The organism is Paractinoplanes deccanensis, from assembly GCF_016862115.1.
Taxonomy (GTDB): domain Bacteria; phylum Actinomycetota; class Actinomycetes; order Mycobacteriales; family Micromonosporaceae; genus Actinoplanes; species Actinoplanes deccanensis.
This window is the reverse complement of sequence record NZ_BOMI01000109.1, coordinates 1-25,003: the sequence shown is the minus strand read 5'-3', so window position 1 is coordinate 25,003 and position 25,003 is coordinate 1. Positions and strand designations below refer to the sequence as shown.

The window sequence follows — 25,003 nt, the reverse complement described above, 5'->3', positions numbered from 1 at the left end:
CCGACCGGCACGGCGGGCGCACTCGTCGGGTAACGACCGGATAGGCTTTGGACCATGACAGTTCGGCCCATCCGGATCTTCGGCGACGCGGTCCTGCGCACCGAGGCCGACCCGGTGACCTCGTTCGACGCGGAGCTGGGCGCCCTGATCGACGATCTCGAGGACACGGTACGGGTCCCCGGCCGCGCCGGCGTGGCCGCACCTCAGATCGGCGTCAGCCTGCGCGCGTTCTCCTACAACGTCGGCGGCGTCGTCGGCCACATGATCAACCCGGTGCTCAGCGACTTCGCCGGCGAACAGGACGACGAAGAGGCCTGCCTGTCCCTGCCCGGCCTCGGCTTCCCCACCAAACGGGCCATGTCGGTCACCGCCCGCGGCGTCGACCGCCACGGCGAGCCCATCGTGATCCACGGCACCGGCTTCCTGGCCCGCGCCCTGCAACACGAGACCGACCACCTCGCCGGCACCCTCTACATCGACACCCTCACCGGCGACATCCGCCGCCAGGCCCTCCGCGAACTGCGCCGCGTGCGCCCCACCCCGCCGGGCCGCTGACCTCCGCGGCAAATGAGTGGTACACCGCCATCGGCGCCTCGATACTGCGCCGATGACTGCCACCCTGCTGCGGCCTCGTGCCCTCGCGCCCGGTGACCTCGTCGTCGTGGCGTCGCTGTCCGGGCCGCTGCATGCCGCCTACGAGACTGATCTCGCGCAAGCGGTCGGCGTGCTCGAGCGGATGGGGTTCCGTGTGCGGCGGGCGCCGCTGCTCGAAGCGGGCCGGCGCCGCTGGTGGAGCGCGGCCCGGCCGGCGGAGATCGCCGCGGAGCTCAACGGGCTGCTGCGTGACCCCGAGGTCCGGGCGATCGTGGCGCACGACGGTGGGCAGACCGTGCTCGGCTACCTCGACCTGATCGACGTGGGCGCGGTCCTGGCCGATCCCAAGCCGATCCTCGGCTACAGCGACATCTCGCTGCTGCATCTGGTGCTGCACGCGCGCACGGGGCTGGTCGGCTTCCATGCCGACCTTGCGACCCCCGGGCTCGGCGGGGCGTGGCAGCGGGCGGCGCCGGCCCGCCGGGAGCAGCTCGAGCGGCTCTACCGGGCGCTGCTGACGAGCACGGACCCGATCGGCGCGCTGCCCGCGAGTCCGTCGTGGGAGTGCTGGCGGCCCGGCCGCGCCGAGGGGCCGCTGCTCGGCGGGGTGATCAACCGGATCGTGCTGGCGCAGGCGACGCCGTTCGGGCTGCCGGTCGAACGGTTCGACGGTGCGGTGCTGTTCTGGGAGGAGATGGGCGGGCACGCCTCGTACGTGTGGAGCTATCTGCACGTGCTGCGCCACTGCGGCATCCTCGACCGCATCGCCGGCATGGTCGTGGGCACCCCGCACGCGATCGACGGTCTCGCGCCGGCCGGCGGATCGCCGGGGCTCGCCGAGATCGTCCTGGACGTGCTCGGCGACCGGGACATCCCGGTCCTCGGCAACGTCGACGTCGGCCACGCCGGCCCGAACCTGCCGATGCCGGTCGGGGTCCGCGCCGCCCTGGACGCCGGCCGGCGGACGCTGTCGCTGCTCGAACCGGCGACCGAGGTGGCCGCCGTGCCGGGCCGGTAGCGGCACCGGCTCACGGAGGCGGCCGCGGGGACGTGCCGGTGTCAGGCCCGCAGCGGCTGAGGGATGGGCGCCGCCGGTCCCAGGGCCGCGCCGAAGTGCTCGGTGAACGCGTGCGAACCGGCCTCGGTCAGGCGCAGGGCGCGGCCGCTGCCGGCGCGGATCAGCCAGGTGGCCGACAGCGCGTGCTGCAGGATCGCGGCGCCGGTGATGCCGGCCAGGTGCGGGCGGCGCTCGGTCCAGTCGAGGCAGTCGCGCAGCAGCGGGCGGCGGCCGCGCGGTGACAGCACGATGCCGAGGCCGTCGAGCAGGGCGCGGCCCGCGTCCGTCAAGGACAGGCCGTTGTCCCTGCTCAGCAGGCCGGTGGTGGTCATGCCGTCGGCCAGGGCGACGCCGACGGCGCCGGCGAGGTGGTCGTAGCAGGTGCGCGCGTACGCGAGGTTGCGCCGGCGGGTGGCGGCGGCGAGGCCGCGTACCGGGGCGGGGGTGTGCTCGGTGGTGGCCGTGACCGTCTCGATCAGGGTGGCCACGCCGGGGCCGGCGAGGCTCAGGTAGCGGTGCCGGCCCTGCCGGTGCTGGGTGAGCAGGCCCCCGGCGACCAGGCGGTCGGCGTGCTCGCTGGCGGTGGACAGCGCGACCCCGGCGTGGCGGGCGAGCTCCCCGACGGTCCAGGCGCGGCCGTCCATCAGCGCCAGGCAGAACGCGGCGCGGGTGCGGTCGGCCAGCAGGCTCGCCCAGGCGGCGAGCGACGAGGCGTCGTCCATGACCCCGATCATGCCGGTACGGCGGTTCGGCGCGCGCCGAAGGATCAGGTGATGACGAACGCGGGCGGGTCGTGGCGCAGGAACTCGTGGTGGGAGATGTCCCAGCCGTACGCGCCGGTGCGCGCGAACAGCAGCACGTCGCCGGCGCGCAGCCGGGTCACGTGCCGGCCGCGGGTGAGCACGTCGCGGGGGGTGCACAGCTCGCCGACCGCGTCGACCTCGGTGTCGGTGACCTGCGGGCGCGGGTACGGGTGCGGCCAGTCGTCGACCGGCAGGATCGTGAACGGGTGCGAGTAGCCCCAGGCGGCCGGCAGCCGGAAATGGTGCGTGCCGCCGCGCAGCACCGCGAACGTCCGGCCGTGGGTGGTCTTGAGGTCGAGGACCTCGGCGGCGTACGTGCCGGCGTCCGCGGCCAGGTAGCGGCCCGGCTCGAAGATCAGGTCGACGCCGCCGGGGACGGTGATGCCGCGCAGCGGGGACAGGTCCATCGACGCCGACGACAGGTAGTCCACGCCGAAGCCGCCGCCGACGTTGATCACGCGCAGGTCGTCGAGGCCCTGGGCGAGCGACCACGCGATCGCGTCGCGCACGAACGCGGCGTGGGCGTGGCCGTCCATGTTGTTGGACACGGCGTGCAGGTGGAAACCGATGATCCGCACACCCGGTACGGCCAGCGCCTCGGCGAGCTGCGCCTCGTCGACGCCGAACGGGGTCGGTGTGCCGGTCATCGTGTGGCTGCCGCGCAGGCCGCCGCCGGGACGGTTGACCCGCAGCACCACCTCCGGGACGGCGGCGGGGGACAGGGCGGCGATACGGCGCAGCTCGTGGACGCTCTCCGCGTTGATCAGCACCCCGGCGGCGAGGGCGGCGCGCAGCTCCGCGTCGGTCTTGCCGGGGCCGCCGAACACGATCCGGCGCGCGCCGGCGGCCCGGGCCAGGGCGAGCTCGCCGCCGGAGGCGACCTCCAGGCCGTCGCAGGCGGCGGCCAGCACCTCCAGCACCGCCGGGTGGCCGTTGGCCTTCACCGCGTACAGCAGGGAGGACCCCGCCGGGATCGCCTGCCGCACCGACGCGGCCCGCGCGCGCAGCGTCGCGGTGTCGTAGAGATACGCGCACACCGGGCGCGGCAGGTCAGGCGGGAGCATGCAGCGGGTTCCGCACCGGCACGTAGAGGTCGCCCTCGCCGGCCAGCCGCATGCGCACCAGCGCCTTGTGCGGGACCGTCGGGGCGGTGAACGCGGCGTGGTCGTCGCCGTCGGCGTGCTCGTCGAGGACCTCCCGCACGATCCGCCAGGCGCGGTCCTCGTCCAGGTCCAGGCGCATGACCAGCTCGCCCAGGTGGGCCTGGAACATCGTGTAGCCGATCTTCGCGCGGAGCACGTCCAGGTCGCCGGTGCCGACCACCGAGCCGGGCCACAGGGTGATGTTGTGCCCGGCCTGGCGCAGCCGCCCCGGGTGCAGGCGCAGCCCGGCGAAGTCGCGCAGCGCCAGCCGGTGCGGGCGGCCGTCGACGAACGTCGGCAGGCAGTTCTGCAGGTGGGCCTCCAGGGCGACCCCCTGGGCGGTGAAGCGCAGCAGCGGCGGCATCAGCAGCTCGGCGTACTCGCGCAGCCACACCGCCGGATCGCCGGTGACCAGCTCGTCGAGCAGCAGCGGCAGCGCGCCGCCCGGGATCGCCCGCTCGCCCGGCCGCAGCCGGCCGGTGAGACCGTCGCGGCGGATCGCGGACAGGTCGCGGCCCGAGCCCACCGGGACGGCGGCGCCGGCCGTCTCGGCCATCAGCAGCAGCCGGTCGCCGGACGGGTCCGCGTCGACCATCCGGTGCAGCAGCCGCGACACGGCCGGGCCGTTGCGGGTGCTGGCGACGCTGATGCTGCGGCGGGTGGAGGTGACCTGGATGTCGAGGGAGACCTTCAGGTACTGGCCGGTGCCGGGCAGCAGCAGGGTGCGCAGCGCGGCGGTGGGGATCGCGTCCCGCTCCTCGTCGAGGATCTTGATGCTGCCGTCCTTCAGCAGGTCGGCGTAGCGTTCCGGGAGGATGTTGTCGCGCTGCCAGGCGTGCACCGGCTGGATCGTGTAGCCGGGTATGCCCGGCATCTCGGGGCAGACGTCGTCGCCGACGTGCAGCTCGTCGCGGACGGCGACGAAGCCGAGGCGCGTCTTCGGCGTCTCCAGGTCGTGCGCGAGGACGTCGCCGGTGTCCCAGCCGAGCCGGGTGCGCCCGCACGGGTGCAGGTTGTGCCCGGCGACGGCGAGGCGCTCCAGCCCGATCGCCCGCGCGTCCGGGTCGTCGTCCACAGGGGCCGCCGGGCGGGCCATCGCGATGGCAAGATTGAGCACAGCGTTGCGCAGCTCGGCGGCGAAACCGGGAGCCTCGATGCCGTCGAGCAGGTCGACCGGGTCCGCCACGCCGCTCGTGGCGTACTCGACCCGGCCGAAACCGTGCCGCAGGCCCGGGCCCATGTCGCGGATCCCCTCGCGCACCAGGGCACCGCGCAGCCGGCGCCCGACCGTGTCCGCCGCCTCGGGCAGATGGGAGAGAAAACCGGCGACCAGCTCCGGCGCGTGCACCGCGAGAGCGGCCTCGGTGTGCGCGATCCGTTCGGGCCGCATGACACTGCGATTCATCCGTGTGCCGCCATCGGGTTGTCGAGAGATGCCCAGAGGTCGTCGAGCGGGTCGGCGGCCAGCCGCATCGCGGTCGTCGCCTTGACCGGCAGCGGATCGCGCAGCAGGTGCGGCGCGTCGGCCGTGCCCGTGTCGCGGATCGCCGCGGCCACGATCGCCCACAGCCGCCGCTCGTCGGCGCCGTGCCGGCCGAAGTCGGCGATCAGCTGCTGCGCCACCGTGCCGAGGACCGCCGCGGCCAGCTTCGTGCGCAGCACCGCCGGGTCGTCGCTGGGCAGGTCGCCGAGCAGCGGCGGCGCGTCGACCCCGGCCGCGCGCAGCCGGGCCGGGCTCACCCGCACCCCGCCCAGATCCCGGTAGAGCACCCGCACCGGCCGGCCGCCGCGCAGCACCAGCAGCGTGTTCTGCCCGTGCGCCTCCAGCGCCACCCCGCGCGCGAGCAGCCGCACCGCCGGCCCGACCAGCAGCGTCGCGATCAACCCCATGATCTCGTACGGGTCGTCGCCGCGACCCGACCACATCGGGACCGCCCCGGGCCAGGCGAGCGGCACCGCCACCTCGCCGTCGGCCAGGCGCGGCGCCCGCCGGAACAGGTGTGCCAGGTGCCGCTGCGGCTCGCCGTCCACGATCACCGCCCCGGCGCCGGTCTCGGCGAGCACGTCGATCGGCAGATCGGCGGTCAGCCGCTCGAGCAGCCGCGACAGCAACGGCCCGTTGTGCACGGCGGCCGGCGACACCGTCCGGACCGCGGACGTCATCTGCACGTCCACGGCCGTCTTCACATGCGGCCCGCCGTCGAGCGGTGCCACCGTCCGCAGCGACATCAACGGCCGCACGGGCGCGGTGGGGCCGTCGTCGTGCAGCCACGGATACCGCTGCAGCAGCCGCTGCGCCTGCCACGGGTGCGCGTACAGCACCGGTGGCCCGTCGCCGAACCACTGCCCGGCCGGCACGCGCAGCCGCCGCAGCCGGATCACGGGGGAGTGCTCCGGTGCGTACGCCAGCACGTCGGCGACGCTCATCCCGCCCCGCGTGCGGCAGCACGGATGCAACGGATGCCCGTCCACCACCTGCTGCTCGACCACACCGAGCGCGTCCGGCCCCGGCTCCGGCAGCCAGGGCCGCCCCGTGGCGACGGCCCGCGCCAGCGCCAGGTTGGCAACGCTGTTGTCGATCTCGCCGGCGAGCGGCACCTCACCCCACAGCAGCCGGACGAGCTCACCGGGATCCACAATCGACCGTTGCGCACCCCCGAAGCGGGCGGCCACGGCAAGCCCAGCCACCCCGGGAAAGAACGGCGCCGTGGCCCCGGCCTCGAACCGCAGAACGATCCCGCCGGGCGCGTCACCTGCGCGACCTGGCTCCGTGGCACCGCGCTCGTGCCCGCCGGCCTCGGCCCAGCGCCCGCCGGCACCCGCCCGGCCGTCTCCCCGCGCTGACCTGTCGCCGCCGGCGGTCCTGGTGAAGGCCGCCTCGCCCGTCCCGCGCGAGACCAGGCCCGGCAGTGCCTCACGGCCGACCGCGCCGAGCAGCCGCCCCAGGATCGCCGCACGCGCGGCCGGAAGCGCCGCGTCGTAGCGTTCCAGCAGGTCAGGTCGCAGGGAGCGCAGCTGTTCACGGGTCCTCAGAGGACCGGCGGTGTGCCGGTCGGGCGGGGCGCTGGCGGAAGGTCGCGGCACGGCGTCCATTCTCCGCCTCCGGGCCGCCGCGCCCACCCCGGGCAACCTCACCGTGATCGACAACGCAGTAACCCAGCAAACATCCTAGGATGGCCTAGCCCGTGTGCGCCTGAACACCGGCGCACCGAACCTCAAAACCCCAAGACCCAAACCAAAAAGGAATCAACGACTCCTCCCAACCCGATTTGCCGGCTCAGCCGATCACGTCCGAGCCGTCGCGCGTCGCACACCAAGGGCGCCGAGGCCTGCCGGCTGCGGTGGGATCGGGGCGTGTGCTCGGCGTCGACGACTTCACCGTCGAACGGGGGACACCGCTACGGGAGCAGCTTCTGGTTGCGGCGCTGCACGGAGCACTCACGCTCGGACAGCGCTTTCATTGGCTGCGGGGGTCGCGAGGGATCGCCGCTGGCCGAATGGCTTCCGCAGCACGAATCCCCGGAGGCGATCTGCCGGAGCGGAGCGCCGGACGTGCTGGTGGAAGCCCTGCGGATCAGCCCTCGGAGGTGAGGTCGGCTGTTCCGGTCAGGGTCGCGGCGACGTGAGGTGCCGCAGTGCCGGTCCTTCGCTGACCGGCGACCACGCCGAGACGGTCGTCGCCGGCCGGCGGAAGGGACACGACCCCGGTGCGCCGGATGCTGCGGGTCGCTCCGACGCCCGCGGCGGCCAGGCCGAGCAGGTTCGGCACGCCGGCGGCGCGTTGGACGACCTTGGGGGTGTACCAGGCGGCGGCAAGGTCCTGGTCGTACGTGACGTGCCAGGGCGGCCACGACTCGCGGGGTGAGCACCCCGTTCTCGGCGGCAAGGTCAGACAGGTGCGGCACGTCGCGGGCGGCGGGTGGGGGTCATCGGTCGGTCGTGGTGGTGGGGGTCTCGACTCGGGCGATGAGCTGCTTGAGGCGGGCGATCTCGTCGGTGAGGGCGGTGGTGCCGGCGGGGGTGAGGGTGATCCAGGTGCGGCCGCGGCGGCCCTCGTAGCCTTTCTCGACGGCGATGAGGCCGGCTGCCTCCAGGACGCTGAGGTGTTTGGAGAGGTTGCCGGCGGTCAGGTCCAGGTGGGTGCGCAGGTAGCCGAACTCGACGCGGCGGGCCTCGTGGGCGATGGTGAGGATGCCGAGGCGTACCCGCTGGTGGACCACTTCGTCCAGGCCCTGGGCGGGGTGGGAGCTGGTCACGGAGGTCACCGCCGGCGGGCGGCGCGGGCGAAGGCGGCGGCGCCGAGCAGCAGGACGAGGCCGGCGATGAGCTGGGGGACGGCCATGCCGGCGCGGAGGCCGAAGTGGGGCGGGCCGAAGCCGGAGTTCATCGGCAGGGCGAGCAGGACCAGGGCCAGGTAGCCGGCGGTGAACAGCAGCAGGGCGAGGTTGCGTTCGAGCCAGGCGAGCACGAGCAGCGCGACGCCGATCAGGCCCCAGGGCATGACGAGCCGGTCCAGGACGAGCAGGCCGTACGGGAGGGGGCTGTCGGGGTACGGGTGGCTCTGGAAGTACAGGTGCACGGCGAGCCAGGCGGCGGGGAAGACGACGGTCGTCACCGCGCCGGTGATCGCGTAGGGCAGCACGCGGGCGCCGATTCCGCGGGCGCGGGCGGCGCGTAGGTAGCTGACGGCGATGGCGGTGTAGGCCAGCACCATGGCGGCGGGCCAGTAGTAGAGCATGCCTTGGCGGGTGAAGGTGCAGCCGCCGTCGGGGTGGCAGTCCACCTGCATGCCGAACCAGTCGAACGGGATGGCGAGCAGGGTTGTGGTGCCGAGCACGAGCAGCGCGGCCCAGGTCATGCGCTGGTCGATGCGGACTTGGCGGGCGAGGGCGCGGGCGTCGGCGAGCAGTCGGCGCGGGTCGCCGTCGGCGGGGATCGAGTTCGTTGTCATGCCAATAGGTTTCCACAGCAAACCGATTGGCGCCAGAGGAAGTTGGTAGCGCGCAAAACGGTTGCGGGTCTGTCCGGCGCGGGGCAAGGTGGTAGCCGCTTCTGTTGACGGGCCGAGGAGTTGCTTCTTCCCATGTGATGCGAGCCGACGTGTGTGCGTACCCCCTGTCGGTTTCTGCTTGTGGGAGGTTCTCCTTGTTGAAGGCTGTGGCGCTCGGCCGGGCGCATGACGGCGACCCGCTGTTCTCCGGGTTCGATCTGGTGCTGGGTGACGGCGACCGGATCGGTGTGGTGGGGCCGAACGGGGCCGGCAAGACGACGCTGCTGCGGGTGCTGGCCGGTGAGCTCGCGCCGTCGCAGGGCAGCGTCACGCACGGTCCGGGCACGCGGGTCGGTTATGTGGCCCAGCAGATGCCCGATCCGCAGGGCACGGTCGGGGCTTTCCTGACCGGCGGTCTCGGTGAGCTGGCCGAGGTGACCGCGCGGATGCGGGAGCTGGAGGCGCGGCTGGCCGCGGGTGAGGACGTGCTCGGAGAGTACGGGGCCGTGCAGGAGCGGTGGACGGCGTTGCAGGGGTGGACGGCCGAGGCGCGGATCGCGGAGATCCGGCAGCGGCTCGACATCGCCGAGTTGCCTGACGATCTGCCTCTGCACGCGGTCAGCGGCGGGGAGCAGGCGCGGTTGCTGCTGGCCCGGGCGTTGCTGGACGAGCCGGACGTGTTGCTGCTGGACGAGCCGACGAACCATCTGGACGCCGACGGGGTGGCGTGGCTGCAGGGCTGGCTCACGGCGTACCCGGGTGGGGTCTTGACCGTCAGTCACGACCGGGCGTTCCTGGACGCCGTGGTGACCCGCATCGTCGAGCTGGACGGTATCGACGAGGAGCCGCAGGACTATCCGGGTGGCGGCTACACGGCCTACCGGGCGGAGAAGCAGCGGCGCTGGGAGCGGCTGCTGCTGGACTTCGAGGCGCAGGAGAAGGACCGCCGCCGGTGGGAGGCGGACATCGAGCGCACCAAGGAGCACGCGCGCGGGGTCGAGAACACGGTGCGCTCGGGGGCGACGGCGCCGCACCTGCGGCGGGTGGCGCGGCTGGTGGCGCGTAAGGCGAAGGTGCGCGAGCGGCGGCTGCGCCGGCAGATGGAGTCGGTGCGGTGGATCGCGCAGCCGCGGCGCCGGCCGCCGTTGACGCTGGCGTTCCCGCAGGACGCCGACGATCCGGGCGAGGTGGTGCTCGAGGCGCGCGGGTTGCAGGTGAAGGCCGGTGACCGGCTGCTGCTCGACGGGGTCGACGTGACGGTGCGCCGCGGTGACCGGATTTTGATCACCGGGCGCAACGGGGCGGGCAAGACGACGCTGCTGCGGGCGCTGGGTGAGCGGGTGGAGGCGGCCGCGCTACCGCAGACCAGTGACGGGCTGCGCACCGATCAGACGGTGATGGCGTTCTTCCGCGAGCACGTGCCGGTCTATGTCGACGACGCGGAGAGGCTGCTGCGCGGGCACCAGTTCGGCCCGGACCAGTGGGAGGCGCGGCTGCGCAGCCTGTCCGCCGGTGAGCTGCGCCGGCTGCTGCTGGCGGTGCTGGTCAACAGCCCGGCGCGGGTGCTGCTGCTGGACGAGCCGACGAACTTCCTCGACTTCGACGCGCTCGACGTGGTGGAGGAGGCGCTGCGCCGCTACCGGGGGACGCTGGTGGTGGTGACCCACGACCGGTACTTCGCCGATGCGGTGGGGTTCGGCCGGCGCTGGCATGTCGCGGCCGGGGAAGTGATCGAGAGCTGACACGATGGGGGCCATGCACGTGGTCCCGAGGCAGGGTGGCGAGGTCGCGATCGGCGGCCCGGCGGAGCAGGTCACCGAGGCGTGGCTGGCGAACCGCAGGTTGTCGGAGCACACCCGGGCCGCGTACCGGCGTGATGTGCGGGCGTGGCTGGCGTGGTGCGCGCAGCGGGGCGCCGACCCGTTGAAGACCACGTTCCTGGACGTGAACGCGTACGCGCGTGGCCTGGAGGCGCAGGGGCTCGCGCCGGCGACGGTGGCGCGCAAGCTGTCGGGCGTGTCGAGCTGGTACGACTTCCTGGTCAAACTGCGGGCGATCGACGGCAACCCGGTCGGCGGCGCGGACCGGCCGTACGTGTCGCGCGACCATTCGTCGACGGTGGGGCTGTCGCCGGAGGAGGTCGACGCCCTGCTGCGGGCGGCCGAGGCGGCGGGGCCGCGGCATTTCGCGGCGCTGACGTTCCTGGCCGACCTGGGGCTGCGCGTCGGGGAGCTCGTCGGGCTCGACCTGGGCGACCTGGGCTGGGAGCGCGGGCACCGCACGGTCCGGTTCGTCGGCAAGGGCGGCCGGCCGCGCCGGCGGGCGCTGACCCCGGGCGCGTCGCAGGCGCTCGACGCCTACCTGGCGGTGCGCGGCGAGCAGGAGGGGCCGCTGTTCGTCACGTCGACGGGGGCGCGCCTGGACCGGCATGCGGTGTTCCGGCTCGTGCGGCGGCTGGCCCGCGAGGCCGGGATCGCGGGCGCCGACCGGTTGTCGCCGCACTCGCTGCGGCACGCGTTCGCGACCACGGCGCGGGCCGAGGGCGTACCGCTGGAAGACGTTCAGGACGCGATGGGGCACGCGGATCCGCGCACGACGCGCCGCTACGATCGGGACCGGCACAACCTTGATCGTGATCCCGCGTACACGATCGCCGCCGCGCGGGTCCGCCGCACCGGAGGGTGACGGCCGGGCCTATGCTGTCCCGCGGCGTGCAGATCATGCTAAAAGCGGCGGAACCAAGGGTGGGCGTAGGTATTGAACATCATCGAAGCGGTGCTGCTCGGAGCGGTGGAGGGTTTCACCGAGTTCCTGCCCGTGTCGAGCACCGGCCATCTGACCATCCTGGAGAAGCTGCTCGGCTACCGGCTCGACGACCCCGACATCACCGCCTTCACGGTGATCATCCAGTCGGGTGCGGTGCTGGCGACGATCCTGTTCCTGCGCAAGGACATCGCGCGGATCGTGCCGGCGTTTCTGGCGGGGCTGTTCAGCAAGGCCAAGCGGGACAACCCGGACTACCGGTTCGGGTGGGCGGTGATCCTCGGCGCGATCCCGATCGTCATCGCGGCGCTGCTGTTCAAGGACCAGGTCGAGACGACGCTGCGCAGCCTGTGGTTCGTCGCCGGGGCGCTGATCCTGTGGAGCGGCGTGATGGCGTTCGCCGACCACGCGGCCACCCAGGTGCGCCACGAGGACGACGTCACCTGGAAGGACTCGCTGATCATCGGTACGGTGCAGTGCCTGGCGCTGATCCCCGGCGTGTCCCGCTCGGGCGCGACGATGTCGGCGGGCCTGCTGCGCGACTTCGACCGGGTCACCGTGACGAAGCTGTCGTTCTTCCTGTCGATCCCGGCGCTGCTGGGCGCGTCGCTGCTGCAGGGCTATGAGGAAGCGGGCAACATCGCCGACGGGGTGGGCTGGACGAACACGCTGGTCGCCACGGCGGTGAGCTTCGTGGTGGCGTACTTCTCGGTGAACTGGCTGCTGAAGTTCATCTCGCGGCACTCGTACAGCATCTTCATCTTCTACCGCATCGTGCTGGGCCTGCTGCTGATCGTGCTGCTGGTGACGGGCACGATCGAGGCGCAGTAGTGTCGTCGCCGGCGGAGCGGGCGCTCGCGCACGTGCGGGCGCTGTACCCGGCCGCCCGGCCGGTGCCGCCCGCGCCGATCACGGTGAGCTTCCACCCGGACCGGCTGCTCGCCGACGGGCGCAGCGTGGCCGAGCATCTGGCCACCGACGGCGTGTACCGCAGCCAGTTCGAGACGGGCATCTCCAACGGCGGCCTGACCGCCTATCCGGGCGGCGACCGCGACCGGTGGGAGCACCGCATGTTCGGCGGCGCGTACACGGGTGCGGCGGGCCGGCCCGTCTACGGCGGGCTGAACCTGGCCGGCTATCCCGACGGGGCGTCGCCGCGCTTCGGCAGCTGCCATCTGGTGCTCGACCCGGCGGTGTCGGCGCGGGCCACGTTCAGTCACGGCGACAGCGTCACCGAGCCGCGGGTCGTGGGCACGGCGAGCACGTTCGGGGCGGTGTGGCAGGCGCTGCTGGACGAGGTGGCCCGCACCGGCCGGGCGCTGAACCTGCCGGCGGACGACCCGGACGCATGGGTGCGGGCGCTGGGGGAGCCGCGCACGGCGCCGGGCCGGGCGATGGACGACTACGTCGAGGCGCAGATCCACGGCGGGCTCACCCTCGCCGGTGACGTCACGGCCGTCGTGGCCGACCCGTCGTTTCGCGGTACGCCGGTGGAGGAGCACCTGCGTGCCGCCGGCGTCCCGCTGCGCTGGGCGCCCGGGTTCCGGCTGCCCGCCTCGTCGTTCCCGGCCGATCTGCGCGGGCCGCAGGTGCCGCCGCTGGCCGCCGCGGTGGCCGCCCGCTACGGCCGCGACGTGCTCGACGCCGAGCTGGTGGGCCGGGCCGCCCGGGAGCCGCGGACGTGGTCGTCGTTCGGGTCCCCGGCGGACGTGCTGCAACTGCTCAAATACGTGTGGCACATCCTGGTGCTCAAGGGTTGAGCGCCGGCAGCAGCTTCGCGGTGACCGCGCGCAGCTGGGCCACGTCGCCCGCGTCCAGGTGGTCGAAGATGAGCCGGCGCACCTCGGCGACGTGGCCGGGCGCGGCGGCCTTGAGGGTGGCCAGGCCCGCGCCGGTGAGGTGGGCGACCTGACCGCGCCGGTCGCTGGGGCAGGCGCGGCGTTCGACCCAGCCGCGCTGTTCGAGGCTGGCGACCGCGTGCGACAGCCGGCTCGGGGTGGTGCCGACGGCCCTGGCGAGGTCGCTCATCCGCATGCACCGCTCGGCGGTGGCGCTGAGCGTGGCCAGGATCTGGTAGTAGGCGTGCGGGATGCCGGTGTCCTCGCGCAGCTGCCGGTCCAGGGCGGCGGGCAGCATCATCAGGATCTGCGCGAGGTTGAGCCAGGCGCCCATCTCGTGCTCGTCGAGCCAGCGCGGGCTGCCGTCGTCGGCGGCCGTGCTCATGCGGTCTGGAACGAGCGCTTGGCGAACCCCATCGCGTAGCCGTCGATGGCGGTGCGGACCGGGCCGGTGGGGTCGGCCGCGGCGCCCAGCGTGACGAACAGCGGCGTGAAATGCTCGACCGTCGGATGCGCGTACGGCATGCCGGGGGCCTTGTCCCGGAACGCGGCGAGCTCGTCGACGTCGCCGCGCGCGAGCGCCTCGGCGGCCCACTGGTCGAAGTCCGACGACCAGCCCGGCACGTGCCCGGCCAGCATCGCCCGGGTGAGGAACGGCAGCCCGTGCGTCATGAACCCGGAGCCGATCACCAGGACGCCCTGCTCGCGCAGCGGGCGCAGCCGCTCGCCGAGGCCGAGCAGCGTCGCGGCGTCGTGGGTGGGGATGCTCAGCTGCAGGACCGGGACGTCCGCCTCCGGGTACATGATCTTCAGGGGGACCCAGGCGCCGTGGTCGAGGCCGCGGCCGGTGTGCTCGTGCACGGTCTGCGGCATCAGCGCGGTGACCTGCCGGGCCAGGTCGCCCGCGTCGGGAGTGTCGTAGCGCATCCGGTAGTACAGCGGGCTGAAGCCGCCGAAGTCGTACACCAGATCGGTGTGCGCGGCCGAGCTGGAGATCGCCAGGGGTGCGGACTCCCAGTGGGCGCTGACGATCAGGACGGCGGTGGGGCGGGGCAGGTCGCGGGCCCAGTCGTGCAGCTGGCGCATCCACACGTCGTCCTCGAACGTCGGCGGGGCGCCGTGGCTCAGGTACAGCGACGGCATCGGCGCGTCGGCGGGCGTCCAGGGGCGGTGCGCGCCGAGCGTGGCGACCCGGTCGAGGTGCCGGCGAAAGGGGTGCGCGGCGGGAATCAGGGCGTCCATCGGCGGTCCTTCAGGCGGTGCGCTGGGCGGGAATCGTGGGCAGGTCGAGCGTGTGCGCGGTGTGGTCGCGCTTGGCGGTCAGATACCGCGCGTTGGCGTCGGACAGGTGCACGCCGGTGGGCACGCGCTCGGCGACGGTGACACCGAGCCGGTCGAGCTGGGCGGCCTTGTCGGGGTTGTTGCTCAGCAGCCGGATCCGGCCGGCGCCGAGCGCGAACAGCATCTGCGCGGCGGCGGTGTAGTCCCGCTCGTCCTCGCCGTGGCCGAGGGCCAGGTTCGCCTCGTACGTGTCCAGGCCGCGGTCCTGCAGCGCGTACGCGTCCAGCTTGGCGTACAGGCCGATGCCGCGGCCCTCCTGGCGCAGGTACAGCAGGAACCCGCCGGTGGCGGAGATCCGCTCGGCGGCCTCGCGCAGCTGCGGGCCGCAGTCGCAGCGCCGGCTGCCGAAGACGTCACCGGTCAGGCATTCGCTGTGCGGGCGCACGAGGGGAGCGTCGCCGCCGGCGGGCGCGGCCCGCCACGGGCCGAGGCCGAGCGCGAGGTGCTCGCGGCCGTCGGCGAGCCCGGTGAAGGTGAAGACGTCGGCGGTGGTGGCGAACCCGTCGGGAAAGCGCAGAGGCACCTCGACATGGGTGCGGACCGTGGCCGCCGTCAGTGTGACCGTCATGTGATCAAGCATCGCCGCAGAATGTTGAAACATCAAATACTGCGGGGAGTGTCGTACACCACCCGCGGAGTAGATTCGCGCGCATGAATTACCGGACCTTGGGCGCGAGCGGGCTGCGCGTCTCGGAGCTGATCCTCGGTGCGATGACCTTCGGCGAGCAGGGCGGCGTCGGCGCGCCGCCCGAGGAATGCGCGCGCATCCTCGACGCGTACGCCGAAGCGGGCGGCAACACCATCGACACGGCGATCAACTACCGGGACGGGGCGAGCGAGGAGATCCTCGGCAAGCTCCTCGCCGGCCGGCGCGACCAGTTCGTCCTGGGCAGCAAATACACGGTGTCGCGGGACCGGCGCGACCCCAACGCGGCCGGCAACGCCCGCAAGAACCTGCGCGCCTCGCTCGAGACCAGCCTGCGCCGGCTCGGCACGGACTACCTGGACCTGTACTGGGTGCACATGTGGGACCAGGCTACCCCGATCGAGGAGACCATGCGGGCCCTCGACGACGCGGTCCGGGCCGGCAAGATCCTGTACGTGGGGATCTCGGACGCGCCGGCGTGGGTGGTGGCCCGCGCGAACACCCTGGCCGAATGGCGTGGGTGGAGCCCGTTCGTGGGGTTGCAGGTGCCGTACAGCCTGCTGCAGCGCGACATCGAACGGGAGCTGCTGCCGATGGCGTCGGCGCTGGGACTGGGGGTGGCGGCGTGGAGCCCCCTGGCGGGCGGGGTGCTGAGCGGAAAGTACAGCGGGGGTGCGACGCCGGAGCGGTCCCGGTTCGACCCGGCGGGGCTGGGGGAGCGGGCGCATCAGGTCGCGGCGGTGGTGCGGGCGGTCGCCGAGGAGCGGGCAGTGCCGGCGGCGCAGGTGGCGATCGCGTGGACGATGAGCCGGGCGGGCAACGTCTTCCCGATGGTGGGGGCGCGCAGCGCGGAGCAACTGCGGGACAACCTGGGGGCGGTGCAGGTGCGGCTGTCGGCGGAGGAATGTGCGCGGCTGGAAGGGGCCACGGGGTTCGAGGCGGGGTTTCCGAACGACTTCATCGCGCAGACGGCGGAGTGGGTGCTGGGGGCGGCACGGGTTTAGCTTTCGGCGCCCTGCCGGCCCGGGACGGCAAACAAGCCCCCACCCACCAGGCCCACCCACCCGGGGGCCACCGCCCAGGTTAGCGGCTGTCAAGCGGCTCAGCCGAGTTATACACAGGCCCGGCACCGCGCCGTCGGCGTTGTCCACAGGGGAACGGTTCTGCCTGACGGTGGCGGCTGGGTGGGTTGGACTTGCTTGCGGTTGACGGCGGAGGGTCGGGGGTACGCACTCGCGGCTGGCTTCGCTTTATGCCGAGAGTGCGCACCCCCGACCCTCCACCTTGCCTGGTGCCCGGTGACGGCCAGTCGGTGGTCCATCGCCGCCGGCAACGGGGTCGGCGTGGGTGGTCCCCTTGCGGCCGTTGGGGTCGTTGTTCGCTGCCGCGCTGTGGTGCGGGCAGGGCAGATCGGTCACGCAGGCACGCTTCGTTGTTGGTCCATCGGCAATTCCAGGCCGGTTGCGCGGGTTGGTGGCTTGGGTCCGGGGCTCTGGCGTGAACATTGTGACTGACGGGTTTGAGCCGCGGGCGTCCCGTTGAGTTACGCGAGCGATTCGGCCGGCCGTGCGGGCGGCTGCTAGAGGCCGAGTTGCAGCGGCCGGGCCGGGGGACCCGCCGTGAGCAGCGATGTCAAGGATGTGGTGAGGTCGCGGGGTGAGAACAGCTCGGGTCCCGTGTGGCCGGCGATCTCCCGGAGCCGCCACCAGCGGAACGCGCCCAGGTTCTCCTCTGTGGCGAGCTGGTCGTCGGTCAGGTCGCCGCGGGGCGGGAAGTGGCTCGCGCGGATGAGGAAATAGTCGTTGACGATGCCGCCGCGGGCCCGCGGATGGTCGGCGGCCGCGATCTCCTGGTGCCAGATGTGCGGCGGGTCGGCGGTGATCGCCAGACCGGTCTCCTCGCGCAGTTCACGGCGCAGAGCCGTCAGCGGGTCCTCGCCGGGCTCGATGCCGCCGCCCGGTGCCGCCCAGACGGCCTTCGCTTGCTCGGGTACGGCCGGGTGCGGGAAGTCGAACCGGCAGAGCAGGATACGGTCGTCCTCGTCAAGGATCACCGCGCGGACCGCGCGGCGCACCCTCCCGGCGTCATCGCGCATCGGACGCGGCAGCGAGGCTGATGATCGGCACGGCCGCAGACTATCAACCGGGAGATCGAGCGATGACTCTGCAACGGGGGATCCAGGCGGAGCCGGGAACGCGGACGGCGGTTGTCGAGGAGAGGACGAGAGTGCGCACGCTTCGATACTCGATCAACGTGACGCTTGACGGGTGCTGCCATCACGAGGCTGGGCTCGCGCCCGACGAGGAGTCGATGCGCTACTGGACGGCGGAGATGGCAGGGGCCGATGCGCTGCTGTTCGGGCGGGTGACCTACGAGATGATGGAGTCGGCGTGGCGGCGGCCGGCCAGCGGTGTGTGGCCGGACTGGATGGGTGAGTGGCAGATGCCGTTCGCCGAGGCCATCGACGGGGCGAAGAAGTACGTCGTGTCGAGCACGCTGAGCACGGCCGACTGGAATGCCGAGCTGGTGCGGGGCGACCTGGGGCAGGCGGTTCGGCGACTCAAGCAGGAGCCGGGCGAGACCCTGTTCGTGGGTGGCGTGACGCTGCCCCTGGCCTTGGCCGACCTGGGACTGATCGACGAGTACGCGTTTGTGGTGCAGCCGGTCCTTGCCGGGCACGGGCCGACGTTGCTCGCCGGTCTGCGCGAACGCGTCGAGCTCGAGCTCGTGGAGCGGCAGGACTTCCGGTCGGGGGCGATCGCCCTGCGGTACCGGCCCGCGCGAGTGCCGGCCTGACCGGTGGTGTGGATCTGCGATCGTGTGAGCCATGGTCGATGTCGCTGAGCTGCTGGCCGCTTATGACGCTCGGATGCGGATACCGGCTGACGCCCTGCCGGAGGGGGTTTTCTACGAGCGTGACGGGCCCGTCGTGCGGGTGGTGGGCACGCACCTGGGGCGGGTCCGGGCGCCGCGCGACCTCGGGGTTGCCGGAGCGCAGCTGGACGGTCTGATCGCGCGTCAGCGGGACTTCTTCGCGGCCCGCGGTCAGGGCGTGGAGTGGAAGGTCCGGGCTCACGATCTGCCCGCGGAGCTGCCGGAGCGGCTGGTCGCGGCCGGCTTTGTGGCGGGGGAGCCGGCCGCGGTGCTGATCGGCCCCGCGGCCGAAGTGGCCGGTAAAGCCGCGCGGGCGGCCGGTAAAGCCGGTGGGGCCGCTCAGGTGAACGGTCGGGCCGGCGAGGTGGGCAGGGAGCCTGACGGTGTCGTGCTGCGGCGGGCAGTCGGGGCGCAGGACATGCGGCGCATCGCCGAGCAGCAGACGCGGGTGTGGGGGTTCGACTGCTCCTGGGTGGCGGACGACCTGACAGGCCGGGTGACGGCCGATCCCGGGCAGATCACCGTGCTGGTCGCCGAGGCCGGCGGGCAGGTGGTCAGCAGCGCGTGGTCGGTGTACCAACGGGGGACGGAGTTCGTCGCGCTGCTCGGCGGCACGACGGTGCCGCAATGGCGGGGGCGTGGCCTCTACAGCGCCCTGGTGGCCGCCCGCGCGCGCGAGGCCGTCGAACGTGGCTTTCGGCTGTTGCACGTCGACGCGTCGCCGGCGAGCGCGCCCATTCTGCGCCGGTACGGCTTCCAGGAGATCACCACGTCCAGGCACTACCAGTGGGTGCCACCGGCGTAGCCGGAGGTTGCCGTGATCATCTAGCGTGCCCGGTATGCCTGTTCCTGAGTATGTGTCGAAGATGCGCGCGCATGTGGGCCATGACCTGTTGCTGCTGCCGGGGGCCAGCTCGGTCGTCCGCGACGAGCAGGGGCGGATCCTGCTGCTGCGGCGCTCGGACAACGGGCAGTGGGCGCTGCCGGCCGGGATGATCGAGCCGGGCGAGCAGCCGGCGGACGCGATCGTGCGGGAGATCTTCGAGGAGACCGGGGTCCGGGCGCAGGTCGAGCGGCTGGCGGGGGTGGCGGTGCACGAGGCGACCTACCCGAACGGGGACCGCGTGTCGTATCTGACCGTGTGGTTCCGGTGCCGGGCGGTGGGCGGCGAGGCCCGGCCGGACGGCGACGAGTCGCTGGAGGTGGGCTGGTTCGCGCCGGACGAGCTGCCCGCGGTCAACGCCCTGGCGAAGCTGCGCATCGAGACGACAGCGCAGCCGGACGCGGCACCCTGGTTCGTGCCGGCCGGCTCCGCGGAGCAGCTGAGCGCCCGCCTGCGCACGGAATGACGGGTCAGAGGCCGAGGGCCGCGCGCACCAGCTTGAGGGCGGTCTCCGGGGCCACGCCCAGCGCGCGCGTGCGCTCGGCGTACGCGGCAGCTGCCTTTTGGGCTTGCACGTTGGTGCCGGAAGCGCGGGCGGTGATCACGGTGCCGAGCCGGCCGCGGGTCTCGACGAGACCGGCCAGCTCGAGCTCGCGGTAGGCACGGGCGACGGTGTTGGCGGCCAGGCCCAGGGTGGCGGCGAGGGCTCGTACCGGCGGGAGCTTCTCGCCGGCGGCCAGGGTGCCGTCGGCGGCGAGCTCGGCGATGCGCAGGCGGACCTGCTCGTACGGCGGGGTCGGCGACGACGCGTCGATCGTGATGTCCATCAGATCAGTCTCGGGGGTGTGTTGCCGGCTTCGGTGATGGCGCGGCGCATCGGCACGAACGCGAGCAGGATGCCACCGACCAGGAAGAACACGACCAGCGACACGATGCCGACGCGGTAGCTGTTGGTCAGCTGGAAGATCAGGCCGAAGGCGAGCGGGCCGAGCCAGCTGGTGCCCTTGTCGCTGATCTCGTAGAAGCCGTAGTACTCGCCCTCCTTGCCGGCCGGGATCAGCTGGGAGAACAGGCTGCGCGACAGGGCCTGGCTGCCGCCGAGGACCAGGCCGATCGCGGCGCCGAGCAGCATGAACGGCAGCGGCTCGCCGGCCGGCAGCCAGTACGCGGCGATGATCACGGCGAGCCACAGGGCGAGGCTGAACAGCACGGTGCGCTTGGCGCCGACGCGGGCGGCCATCGCGCCCAGCAGCAGCGCGCCGCCGAACGCCAAGAACTGCACGATCAGGATCGTGATGATCAGCGTGGACTGTTCGAGGTCGAGCTCCTCGGTGCCGTACTGGCTGGCCAGGGTGATCACGGTCTGGATGCCGTCGTTGTAGATCAGGTAGGCGAGCAGGAAGAACAACGTCAGCGGGTACGCGCGGATGCCGCGGATCGTGCGGCCGAGCTGCTTGAACCCGTCGGTGAGCACGTTGCCGCCGTGCGCCGCCGTCGCCGCCGCGCCGGGGTGTTCCTTGAGCCACAGCAGCGGTACGACGGTGAAGGCGGCCCACCAGATCCCGGCCGACACGATGCACCAGCGGGCGATGTCCAGGGTCCGCTGATCGTTGCCGTCGATCGACAGCACGGTGACCGCGACCAGGTTGAACGCCAGCAGCAGCCCGCCGCCGAGGTAGCCGATCGCCCAGCCCCGGCTGGACAGCCGGTCCCGGTCGTCGGGGCCGGCCAGCTGCGGCAGGAACGAGTTGTAGACGACGATCGCCGCCCCGAACGAGATGTTCGCGATGAGGAACAGCACCCCGCCGAGCAGGTAGCGGTCCCCGGTCACGAACGCCATCGCGATCGTCGCCGCCGCCCCGGTGAACGCGGCCGCGGCCAGCAGCGGCTTCTTGCGCGGCGCCCGGTCGGCGACGGCACCCATCACCGGCAGCACGAAGACGGTGAGCAGCACCGACAGCGACACCACGTACGGGTAGAAGGACCCGGCCGCGACCGTGATCCCGAGCGGATGCACCCGGCCGGTGCAGTCGTCCGTGCCCAGCGGGCAACCGGCCGCGATCTCGGTGACCGTGGTGAGGAACGGCCCGAGGAACACGGTGATGACGGTGGTCTGGAAGGCCGAGTTGGCCCAGTCGTACATGTACCAGCCGCGCCGCTCCCGCGGGCCGGCGGTCGCGGCACCCCGATCCACCTGCGAAAACTTGTCTGCCGTCATGCGGGCAAGCCCTTCGAGATACCGGGCCGTTTGCCCGCACGCGCAGGAGACTAGCCGATGGGCCATGGCAGGCCAACGGGGACAGGCGGCATCTACCGAGGTGCGCCGGCCGTGCCGGCGCGAGCGAGCGCGTCGATCATCGTCTGGGCGAGGCGCCGGGATCCGTTGATGTTGGGGTGGGTGCCGTCGGGCGCCGCGTAGTCCGCCTCTAGCCGGGTGGGATCGGCCGGTGAGCGCAGCGCCGCGTCGAAGTCGACGCACTCGTGGCCGCCGGTGCGGATCCAGTGGTTCAGCTGCTGCCGCAGTTGCTCGCGGTGCGGGTCGGTGCGCAGTTCCGGGCCGAGCGGGGTGATGGTCGCGAGGATCACCGCGATCCCGGCCGCCTCGGCCCGGTCGATCAGGTGCTGGTAGCCGGCGATGAGCTGGTCGATGGTGGGCATCTCGTCGATCGGAGTGGTGCGGCCGGGCAGGCCCCAGTCGTTGCTGTTGTAGGCGATGACCAGGTGGGTGGCGCCCGCGGTGCCGAGCACGTCGTCGTCGAAGCGGCGCAGTCCACTCTGTCCCCACGCGGGTGCCTGCTCGGGTGCGTCGCGCAGGAGGCGGTTGCCGGGGATGCCGCGGTTGACGACGGCGATGCGGGCCTCGGCGGGCAGGAGGCCGGCGGCGTACTGCGGCCAGCCCATGGCGGTGCTGGAGCTGCCGAAGGCCACGATGACGGCTTGCGGCTCGGTGCCGGCGACCTCGACGGTGCGCAGGAACGGGCCCCCGGCGGGCAGGGACCATCCGGCCGGGTCGGGCGCGACGGACGCACGCGGGAGTCGAGGGGCACCGGTGAAATCTCCGGGCCCCGAACGGTCGAAGCGGAACCCGGCGGCCGTCGCGTACGGGGTGGGCTCGGGCAGGTAGAGGTCGATGAGGACGTCATCGCCCTTGGCCACGGGCAACGCGATCGGGTCGGTCCACCGCGAGACGCCGGCGGGGATCTGCACCGAGGGCCGGCCGTGGAAGGTCGCCTCGACGAAGCGGTCGCCGACGCCGATCGCGGCGTGCCCGATGCGCACGGGAGCGTCGGCGAAGCGGTTGCTGAGCTCTACCCGGACGTGGCTGCCGCCGATGCCGGCGGGCACGGTCATCCGCAGGGTGACGTCGTCGAAGTCCGGCTCGTCGTCCTCGGCCCGGTAGTCCGCGACGGCCTGGCCCCACGCCGGCACCCAGTCCAGGCCGTGGCCGCCGATGAACCCGAGGAACGCGTACGGGGCGCGCTCGCCGAGGCACAGGTCCTGGATGACGTGCGCGGTGCCGGCTTCGGCGCTGCTGCGGGCGAACATCGCCGTTTCGAAGCGGGCGAGCGCAGCCGGCACATCGTTCGGGTTCGCGGCCAGCGCCTGGGCGAGCTCGGCGCCGTCGAGCATGGCCAGGTTCGCGCCTTCGCCGGACGGCGGCATCAGGTGCGCGGCGTCGCCGAGGAGCGTGACACCGGGCGTGCGCCGCCAGCGGTGGTCGCCGGGCAGCGCGTAGATCATCCGTGCGACCGGCGGCCGCTGGCCGTCGGTGATGAGCGCGAGCAGTTCGGGTGCCCAGCCTTCGAACTCCGCGGCGATCCGCGCGGAGGCGGCCGCGGCGTCGGTGAAGTCGATGCCGGCGAGCCACTGCTCGGACCGGGCGAGCTCGACATAGGTGTGGATCACCCCGCCGGCTTCCCGATGCGCGGTGATGCCCTTGCCCGGGCTGAGCGCGTACATCACCCCGGCGCCGACCGCGGCCGCGGTCCGCGGGTGGCGCTCGTCGACGTCGTACAGGTAGGTCTCGACGAAGGTCGCCCCGGCGTACCCCGGCGTGGCATCGGACAGCAGCGGGCGCACCTTCGACCAGGCTCCGTCCGCGCCGACGAGAAGCTCGGTGGTGACCGTCGAGCCGTCCGCGAAGCTCACCTCATGACGGCCCGCGCCGAGGCCGGTGACGCCGGTAAGCTTGCGGCCCCACTGCACCGTGCCGGGCGGCAGGGAGTCCAGAAGGAGCCGGCGCAGATCGCCGCGCAGCACCTCGGGGCGGCCGCCGGATCCGTCGTCGGGCTCCTCGAACAGCACGGCACCCTGCGGGCTCAGGACCCGGGTCGCCTCGGCTCCCTGGTGGATGAGCGCCCGGAACCGCTCCGTCAGCCCGGCGGCTTCGAGGGCCGCCTGGCCGGTGTGCTCGTGGATGTCGAGCTGGCCGCCCTGGGTGCGCGCCTCGGCCGAGGGGTCCCGCTCGTAGACGGTTGCCGGGATGCCGTGCAGGTGCAGGACCCGGGCCAGGGTCAGGCCGCCCAGGCCGGCTCCGATGATCGTCACTGGTGTCGTCACGGTGTTTCCCTCCCGGCGGACAAGCACGTCTGGTACGACGTACCACGCTATGGTACGTCGTACCAGTCATGTCACGATGGGGGTGTGACGAAAACGAGTCGGTCCCCCAGCCCGCGCCCGGCCGGGCTCACCAGAGAGCTGATCGTCGACGCGGCGATCAGACTCCTCGACGCGCACGGCGAGAGCGGGCTCACCTTCCGGGCGCTGGCCCTGGAATTGGAGACCGGCCACGGCGCCATCCAATGGCACGTGGCGAACAAGGCGGAGCTCCTGGTCGCGGCCACCGTCGGCGCCCTCACACCGGCGCTCGAGAAACCCGTTCCGGGTACGTCTGCGCAACGGGCCGTGCAGGCCGTCGCCCTCGGCGTCTTCGACGCCCTCGACGCCCATCCCTGGATTGCCGCTCAGCTGTTCGCCGTGCCGTGGCAGCCGGCCATGGTGCAGCTCTGGGAGCAGCTCGCGCGCCCCCTCGACGAGCTCGGAGTCCCCGACGACACGCTGTTCACGGCAGTCTCGACGCTGGTGAGCTACATCGTGGGCGTGGCAAGCCAGAACGCGAGGAACGCACACGCCGTCGCCGGCGACCGCAGCCGCGACGAGGTCCTCGACGCGGTCGCCCGGCACTGGGAAGACGTCGACCCGGCCGAGCACCCCTTCGTCCGGCGCCTGGCGGGCCGGCTGCGCGCCCACGACGATCGCCACGAACTGCTCGCCGGCCTCGACATCATCCTCGCCGGCCTCGTGACTGGTTCTGACGGGCGTCGCCGGACCCACCGGCACTCGTTGGGGTGACGGTGTGACGGTGCCGTCACCGCGAAACGGATCCGGGCTGATCCGCTGCAGCCTGCGACCGGCCGGGCGAGACGCTGTCCAGACGGCGCACCTGCTGCCGGCACTCGACGATGACCCGCCGCACCGCGGCCGACGGCACTTCAAGATTGCGATATGCCACGGCTGGCGGCCTCTTCCGCCACCGCCAGACGCCGCCAGCAGGCAGCGCGATGCACCGCACCAGGCGCCCGGCCGACCATCTGGTCATTGATGCGCGCGCCATCCTTCGCCGTCTCGGCGATCCGATCAGCAACCCGCGCCAGACGCTCGAACATGACCTTGGAACGGTCCTGCGCCGGCTGGACATCGTCCCGGCCCACGCGCTGAGTATCCACCGGACCACCGAAGACCACCATCGCAAGCGGACCCACCGGGACTTCACCGGCCCGGCCACACCGCATCCCCGCAGTCGGCGCCACATCGGCCGAGCGCTCTTTACGGTTCCACCGCGACAAGAGCGCGGCTAGACTGACCGCGTGTCGGATTACGACCACCGTCTCGCCGCACTCGAGGAGCGGGAAAGGCTCGCGGCCGAAAGGGACACCGCGGCCGACGTCCGCCAGCACCACGCGGACCAGCGCGACATCGACGCGGAGCAACGCGCGTCGATCGCCGACCTGCGCGACCACAAAGCCGACAACCGGGACCGGGCCGCCGACCGGCGCGACCAGGCGGCCCGCG

27 protein-coding genes are annotated in these 25,003 nt (G+C 72.9%); 12 read left to right on the top strand and 15 right to left on the bottom strand.

What is annotated here, in order from left to right:
• Positions 1-54 precede the first annotated feature (54 nt).
• Positions 55-555, top strand: coding sequence for a peptide deformylase (locus Ade02nite_RS27600; protein WP_203770116.1), 501 nt, complete (start codon positions 55-57; stop codon positions 553-555).
• Between the two features lie 52 nt (positions 556-607).
• Positions 608-1,612 (top strand): S66 peptidase family protein, encoded by a 1,005-nt coding sequence (locus Ade02nite_RS27595; protein WP_203770114.1) that lies wholly within the window; start codon positions 608-610, stop codon positions 1,610-1,612.
• Between the two features lie 41 nt (positions 1,613-1,653).
• On the opposite strand, the gene Ade02nite_RS27590 is transcribed toward Ade02nite_RS27595, so the two are convergent.
• The 7 genes from Ade02nite_RS27590 to Ade02nite_RS27560 all read right to left on the bottom strand — a co-directional run bounded on the left by Ade02nite_RS27590 (position 1,654) and on the right by Ade02nite_RS27560 (position 8,547).
• A complete protein-coding gene (locus Ade02nite_RS27590; protein WP_203770107.1) occupies positions 1,654-2,373 on the bottom strand; it encodes an ArsR/SmtB family transcription factor in 720 nt (239 codons plus the stop codon).
• A gap of 44 nt (positions 2,374-2,417) precedes the next feature.
• A complete protein-coding gene (locus Ade02nite_RS27585; RefSeq protein ID WP_203770105.1) occupies positions 2,418-3,518 on the bottom strand; it encodes an alanine racemase in 1,101 nt (366 codons plus the stop codon).
• Positions 3,505-4,986, bottom strand: coding sequence for an IucA/IucC family protein (locus tag Ade02nite_RS27580; RefSeq protein ID WP_239169094.1), 1,482 nt, complete (start codon positions 4,984-4,986; stop codon positions 3,505-3,507). The genes Ade02nite_RS27585 and Ade02nite_RS27580 overlap by 14 nt, the downstream gene beginning before the upstream one ends.
• Positions 4,987-4,997: 11 nt before the next feature.
• Complete coding sequence (locus tag Ade02nite_RS27575) at positions 4,998-6,680, bottom strand: IucA/IucC family protein (RefSeq protein WP_239169093.1); 1,683 nt, start codon at positions 6,678-6,680, stop codon at positions 4,998-5,000.
• 490 nt (positions 6,681-7,170) lie between these two features.
• Positions 7,171-7,482 (bottom strand): type 2 periplasmic-binding domain-containing protein, encoded by a 312-nt coding sequence (locus Ade02nite_RS27570; RefSeq protein WP_203770099.1) that lies wholly within the window; start codon positions 7,480-7,482, stop codon positions 7,171-7,173.
• Between the two features lie 40 nt (positions 7,483-7,522).
• Complete coding sequence (locus Ade02nite_RS27565; RefSeq protein ID WP_203770097.1) at positions 7,523-7,852, bottom strand: transcriptional regulator; 330 nt, start codon at positions 7,850-7,852, stop codon at positions 7,523-7,525.
• Positions 7,853-7,857: 5 nt separating this feature from the next.
• Positions 7,858-8,547 (bottom strand): hypothetical protein, encoded by a 690-nt coding sequence (locus tag Ade02nite_RS27560; protein ID WP_203770095.1) that lies wholly within the window; start codon positions 8,545-8,547, stop codon positions 7,858-7,860.
• Between the two features lie 194 nt (positions 8,548-8,741).
• Between Ade02nite_RS27560 and Ade02nite_RS27555 the strand changes: the two genes are divergently transcribed.
• The 4 genes from Ade02nite_RS27555 to Ade02nite_RS27540 all read left to right on the top strand — a co-directional run bounded on the left by Ade02nite_RS27555 (position 8,742) and on the right by Ade02nite_RS27540 (position 13,109).
• The gene (locus Ade02nite_RS27555) at positions 8,742-10,328 is read left to right on the top strand and encodes an ABC-F family ATP-binding cassette domain-containing protein (protein ID WP_239169092.1); all 1,587 of its coding nucleotides are present in this window, start codon (positions 8,742-8,744) and stop codon (positions 10,326-10,328) included.
• Positions 10,329-10,332: 4 nt separating this feature from the next.
• Positions 10,333-11,271, top strand: a complete 939-nt coding sequence (locus tag Ade02nite_RS27550) for a tyrosine-type recombinase/integrase (RefSeq protein ID WP_203770091.1) — start codon at positions 10,333-10,335, stop codon at positions 11,269-11,271.
• A 72-nt stretch (positions 11,272-11,343) separates the two neighbouring features.
• Entirely contained in the window at positions 11,344-12,180 is an 837-nt protein-coding gene (locus Ade02nite_RS27545) for an undecaprenyl-diphosphate phosphatase (protein WP_203770083.1), read from the top strand.
• Positions 12,180-13,109, top strand: coding sequence for a DUF3626 domain-containing protein (locus tag Ade02nite_RS27540; protein ID WP_203770081.1), 930 nt, complete (start codon positions 12,180-12,182; stop codon positions 13,107-13,109). The genes Ade02nite_RS27545 and Ade02nite_RS27540 overlap by 1 nt, the downstream gene beginning before the upstream one ends.
• Here Ade02nite_RS27540 and Ade02nite_RS27535 read toward each other — a convergent pair.
• From Ade02nite_RS27535 to Ade02nite_RS27525, 3 genes are read right to left on the bottom strand one after another with little or no spacing between them, the layout of a single operon-like run.
• On the bottom strand, positions 13,099-13,572 hold the full coding sequence (locus Ade02nite_RS27535; protein WP_203770074.1) for a MarR family winged helix-turn-helix transcriptional regulator: 474 nt from the start codon (positions 13,570-13,572) through the stop codon (positions 13,099-13,101). The two genes, Ade02nite_RS27540 and Ade02nite_RS27535, sit on opposite strands and share 11 nt — an antisense overlap.
• Positions 13,569-14,429 carry a dioxygenase family protein gene (locus Ade02nite_RS27530; RefSeq protein WP_203770065.1) on the bottom strand — a complete coding sequence of 287 codons (861 nt, stop codon included), beginning with the start codon at positions 14,427-14,429 and terminating at the stop codon, positions 13,569-13,571. The genes Ade02nite_RS27535 and Ade02nite_RS27530 overlap by 4 nt, the downstream gene beginning before the upstream one ends.
• 10 nt (positions 14,430-14,439) lie before the next feature.
• Positions 14,440-15,096 (bottom strand): GTP cyclohydrolase II, encoded by a 657-nt coding sequence (locus Ade02nite_RS27525; RefSeq protein ID WP_203770063.1) that lies wholly within the window; start codon positions 15,094-15,096, stop codon positions 14,440-14,442.
• 83 nt (positions 15,097-15,179) lie between these two features.
• Here Ade02nite_RS27525 and Ade02nite_RS27520 point away from each other — a divergent pair, with 83 nt between their 5' ends.
• Positions 15,180-16,178 carry an aldo/keto reductase gene (locus tag Ade02nite_RS27520; RefSeq protein ID WP_203770061.1) on the top strand — a complete coding sequence of 333 codons (999 nt, stop codon included), beginning with the start codon at positions 15,180-15,182 and terminating at the stop codon, positions 16,176-16,178.
• Positions 16,179-16,753: 575 nt separating this feature from the next.
• Here the strand turns inward: Ade02nite_RS27520 and Ade02nite_RS27515 are convergent.
• On the bottom strand, positions 16,754-17,269 hold the full coding sequence (locus tag Ade02nite_RS27515; protein WP_203770059.1) for an NUDIX domain-containing protein: 516 nt from the start codon (positions 17,267-17,269) through the stop codon (positions 16,754-16,756).
• Positions 17,270-17,400: 131 nt separating this feature from the next.
• On the opposite strand from Ade02nite_RS27515, the gene Ade02nite_RS27510 reads away from it, so the two are divergent.
• Genes Ade02nite_RS27510 through Ade02nite_RS27500 form a run of 3 tightly spaced genes read left to right on the top strand, consistent with a single transcriptional unit; the run spans position 17,401 to position 19,397 of the window.
• On the top strand, positions 17,401-17,970 hold the full coding sequence (locus tag Ade02nite_RS27510; protein ID WP_203770057.1) for a dihydrofolate reductase family protein: 570 nt from the start codon (positions 17,401-17,403) through the stop codon (positions 17,968-17,970).
• 31 nt (positions 17,971-18,001) lie between these two features.
• Complete coding sequence (locus Ade02nite_RS27505; RefSeq protein WP_203770055.1) at positions 18,002-18,853, top strand: GNAT family N-acetyltransferase; 852 nt, start codon at positions 18,002-18,004, stop codon at positions 18,851-18,853.
• Between the two features lie 34 nt (positions 18,854-18,887).
• Positions 18,888-19,397 (top strand): NUDIX hydrolase, encoded by a 510-nt coding sequence (locus Ade02nite_RS27500; protein WP_203770053.1) that lies wholly within the window; start codon positions 18,888-18,890, stop codon positions 19,395-19,397.
• Positions 19,398-19,401: 4 nt separating this feature from the next.
• Here the strand turns inward: Ade02nite_RS27500 and Ade02nite_RS27495 are convergent, their stop codons facing one another.
• The 3 genes from Ade02nite_RS27495 to Ade02nite_RS27485 form a co-directional block, all read right to left on the bottom strand.
• The gene (locus tag Ade02nite_RS27495; RefSeq protein WP_203770051.1) at positions 19,402-19,758 is read right to left on the bottom strand and encodes a GntR family transcriptional regulator; all 357 of its coding nucleotides are present in this window, start codon (positions 19,756-19,758) and stop codon (positions 19,402-19,404) included.
• Positions 19,758-21,149, bottom strand: coding sequence for an MFS transporter (locus Ade02nite_RS27490; RefSeq protein ID WP_203770050.1), 1,392 nt, complete (start codon positions 21,147-21,149; stop codon positions 19,758-19,760). The genes Ade02nite_RS27495 and Ade02nite_RS27490 overlap by 1 nt, the downstream gene beginning before the upstream one ends.
• A gap of 92 nt (positions 21,150-21,241) precedes the next feature.
• Positions 21,242-23,491 (bottom strand): FAD-dependent monooxygenase, encoded by a 2,250-nt coding sequence (locus Ade02nite_RS27485; protein WP_203770048.1) that lies wholly within the window; start codon positions 23,489-23,491, stop codon positions 21,242-21,244.
• 84 nt (positions 23,492-23,575) lie between these two features.
• Here Ade02nite_RS27485 and Ade02nite_RS27480 point away from each other — a divergent pair, with 84 nt between their 5' ends.
• Complete coding sequence (locus tag Ade02nite_RS27480) at positions 23,576-24,283, top strand: TetR/AcrR family transcriptional regulator (protein ID WP_203770038.1); 708 nt, start codon at positions 23,576-23,578, stop codon at positions 24,281-24,283.
• Positions 24,284-24,423: 140 nt separating this feature from the next.
• Here Ade02nite_RS27480 and Ade02nite_RS27475 read toward each other — a convergent pair whose 3' ends face one another.
• Positions 24,424-24,678: a hypothetical protein gene (locus Ade02nite_RS27475; RefSeq protein ID WP_203770029.1), complete on the bottom strand. Its 255-nt coding sequence runs from the start codon at positions 24,676-24,678 to the stop codon at positions 24,424-24,426.
• Between the two features lie 120 nt (positions 24,679-24,798).
• Here Ade02nite_RS27475 and Ade02nite_RS27470 point away from each other — a divergent pair.
• A partial coding sequence (locus Ade02nite_RS27470; RefSeq protein ID WP_203770028.1) for a hypothetical protein occupies positions 24,799-25,003 on the top strand: 205 nt, incomplete at its 3' end.

Excerpts from the sequence above, each read along its gene's own strand:
- Ade02nite_RS27530 (WP_203770065.1), bottom strand. The coding sequence starts at position 14,429 with ATGGACGCCCTGATTCCCGCCGCGCACCCCTTTCGCCGGCACCTCGAC.
- Ade02nite_RS27580 (WP_239169094.1), bottom strand. The coding sequence starts at position 4,986 with ATGCGGCCCGAACGGATCGCGCACACCGAGGCCGCTCTCGCGGTGCAC.
- Ade02nite_RS27595 (WP_203770114.1), top strand. The coding sequence starts at position 608 with ATGACTGCCACCCTGCTGCGGCCTCGTGCCCTCGCGCCCGGTGACCTC.
- Ade02nite_RS27560 (WP_203770095.1), bottom strand. The coding sequence starts at position 8,547 with ATGACAACGAACTCGATCCCCGCCGACGGCGACCCGCGCCGACTGCTC.
- Ade02nite_RS27495 (WP_203770051.1), bottom strand. The coding sequence starts at position 19,758 with ATGGACATCACGATCGACGCGTCGTCGCCGACCCCGCCGTACGAGCAG.
- Ade02nite_RS27515 (WP_203770059.1), bottom strand. The coding sequence starts at position 17,269 with ATGCGCGATGACGCCGGGAGGGTGCGCCGCGCGGTCCGCGCGGTGATC.
- Ade02nite_RS27500 (WP_203770053.1), top strand. The coding sequence starts at position 18,888 with ATGCCTGTTCCTGAGTATGTGTCGAAGATGCGCGCGCATGTGGGCCAT.
- Ade02nite_RS27585 (WP_203770105.1), bottom strand. The coding sequence starts at position 3,518 with ATGCTCCCGCCTGACCTGCCGCGCCCGGTGTGCGCGTATCTCTACGAC.
- Ade02nite_RS27590 (WP_203770107.1), bottom strand. The coding sequence starts at position 2,373 with ATGGACGACGCCTCGTCGCTCGCCGCCTGGGCGAGCCTGCTGGCCGAC.
- Ade02nite_RS27490 (WP_203770050.1), bottom strand. The coding sequence starts at position 21,149 with ATGACGGCAGACAAGTTTTCGCAGGTGGATCGGGGTGCCGCGACCGCC.
- Ade02nite_RS27475 (WP_203770029.1), bottom strand. The coding sequence starts at position 24,678 with ATGGTGGTCTTCGGTGGTCCGGTGGATACTCAGCGCGTGGGCCGGGAC.
- Ade02nite_RS27525 (WP_203770063.1), bottom strand. The coding sequence starts at position 15,096 with ATGACGGTCACACTGACGGCGGCCACGGTCCGCACCCATGTCGAGGTG.
- Ade02nite_RS27520 (WP_203770061.1), top strand. The coding sequence starts at position 15,180 with ATGAATTACCGGACCTTGGGCGCGAGCGGGCTGCGCGTCTCGGAGCTG.
- Ade02nite_RS27550 (WP_203770091.1), top strand. The coding sequence starts at position 10,333 with ATGGGGGCCATGCACGTGGTCCCGAGGCAGGGTGGCGAGGTCGCGATC.
- Ade02nite_RS27600 (WP_203770116.1), top strand. The coding sequence starts at position 55 with ATGACAGTTCGGCCCATCCGGATCTTCGGCGACGCGGTCCTGCGCACC.
- Ade02nite_RS27505 (WP_203770055.1), top strand. The coding sequence starts at position 18,002 with ATGGTCGATGTCGCTGAGCTGCTGGCCGCTTATGACGCTCGGATGCGG.
- Ade02nite_RS27535 (WP_203770074.1), bottom strand. The coding sequence starts at position 13,572 with ATGAGCACGGCCGCCGACGACGGCAGCCCGCGCTGGCTCGACGAGCAC.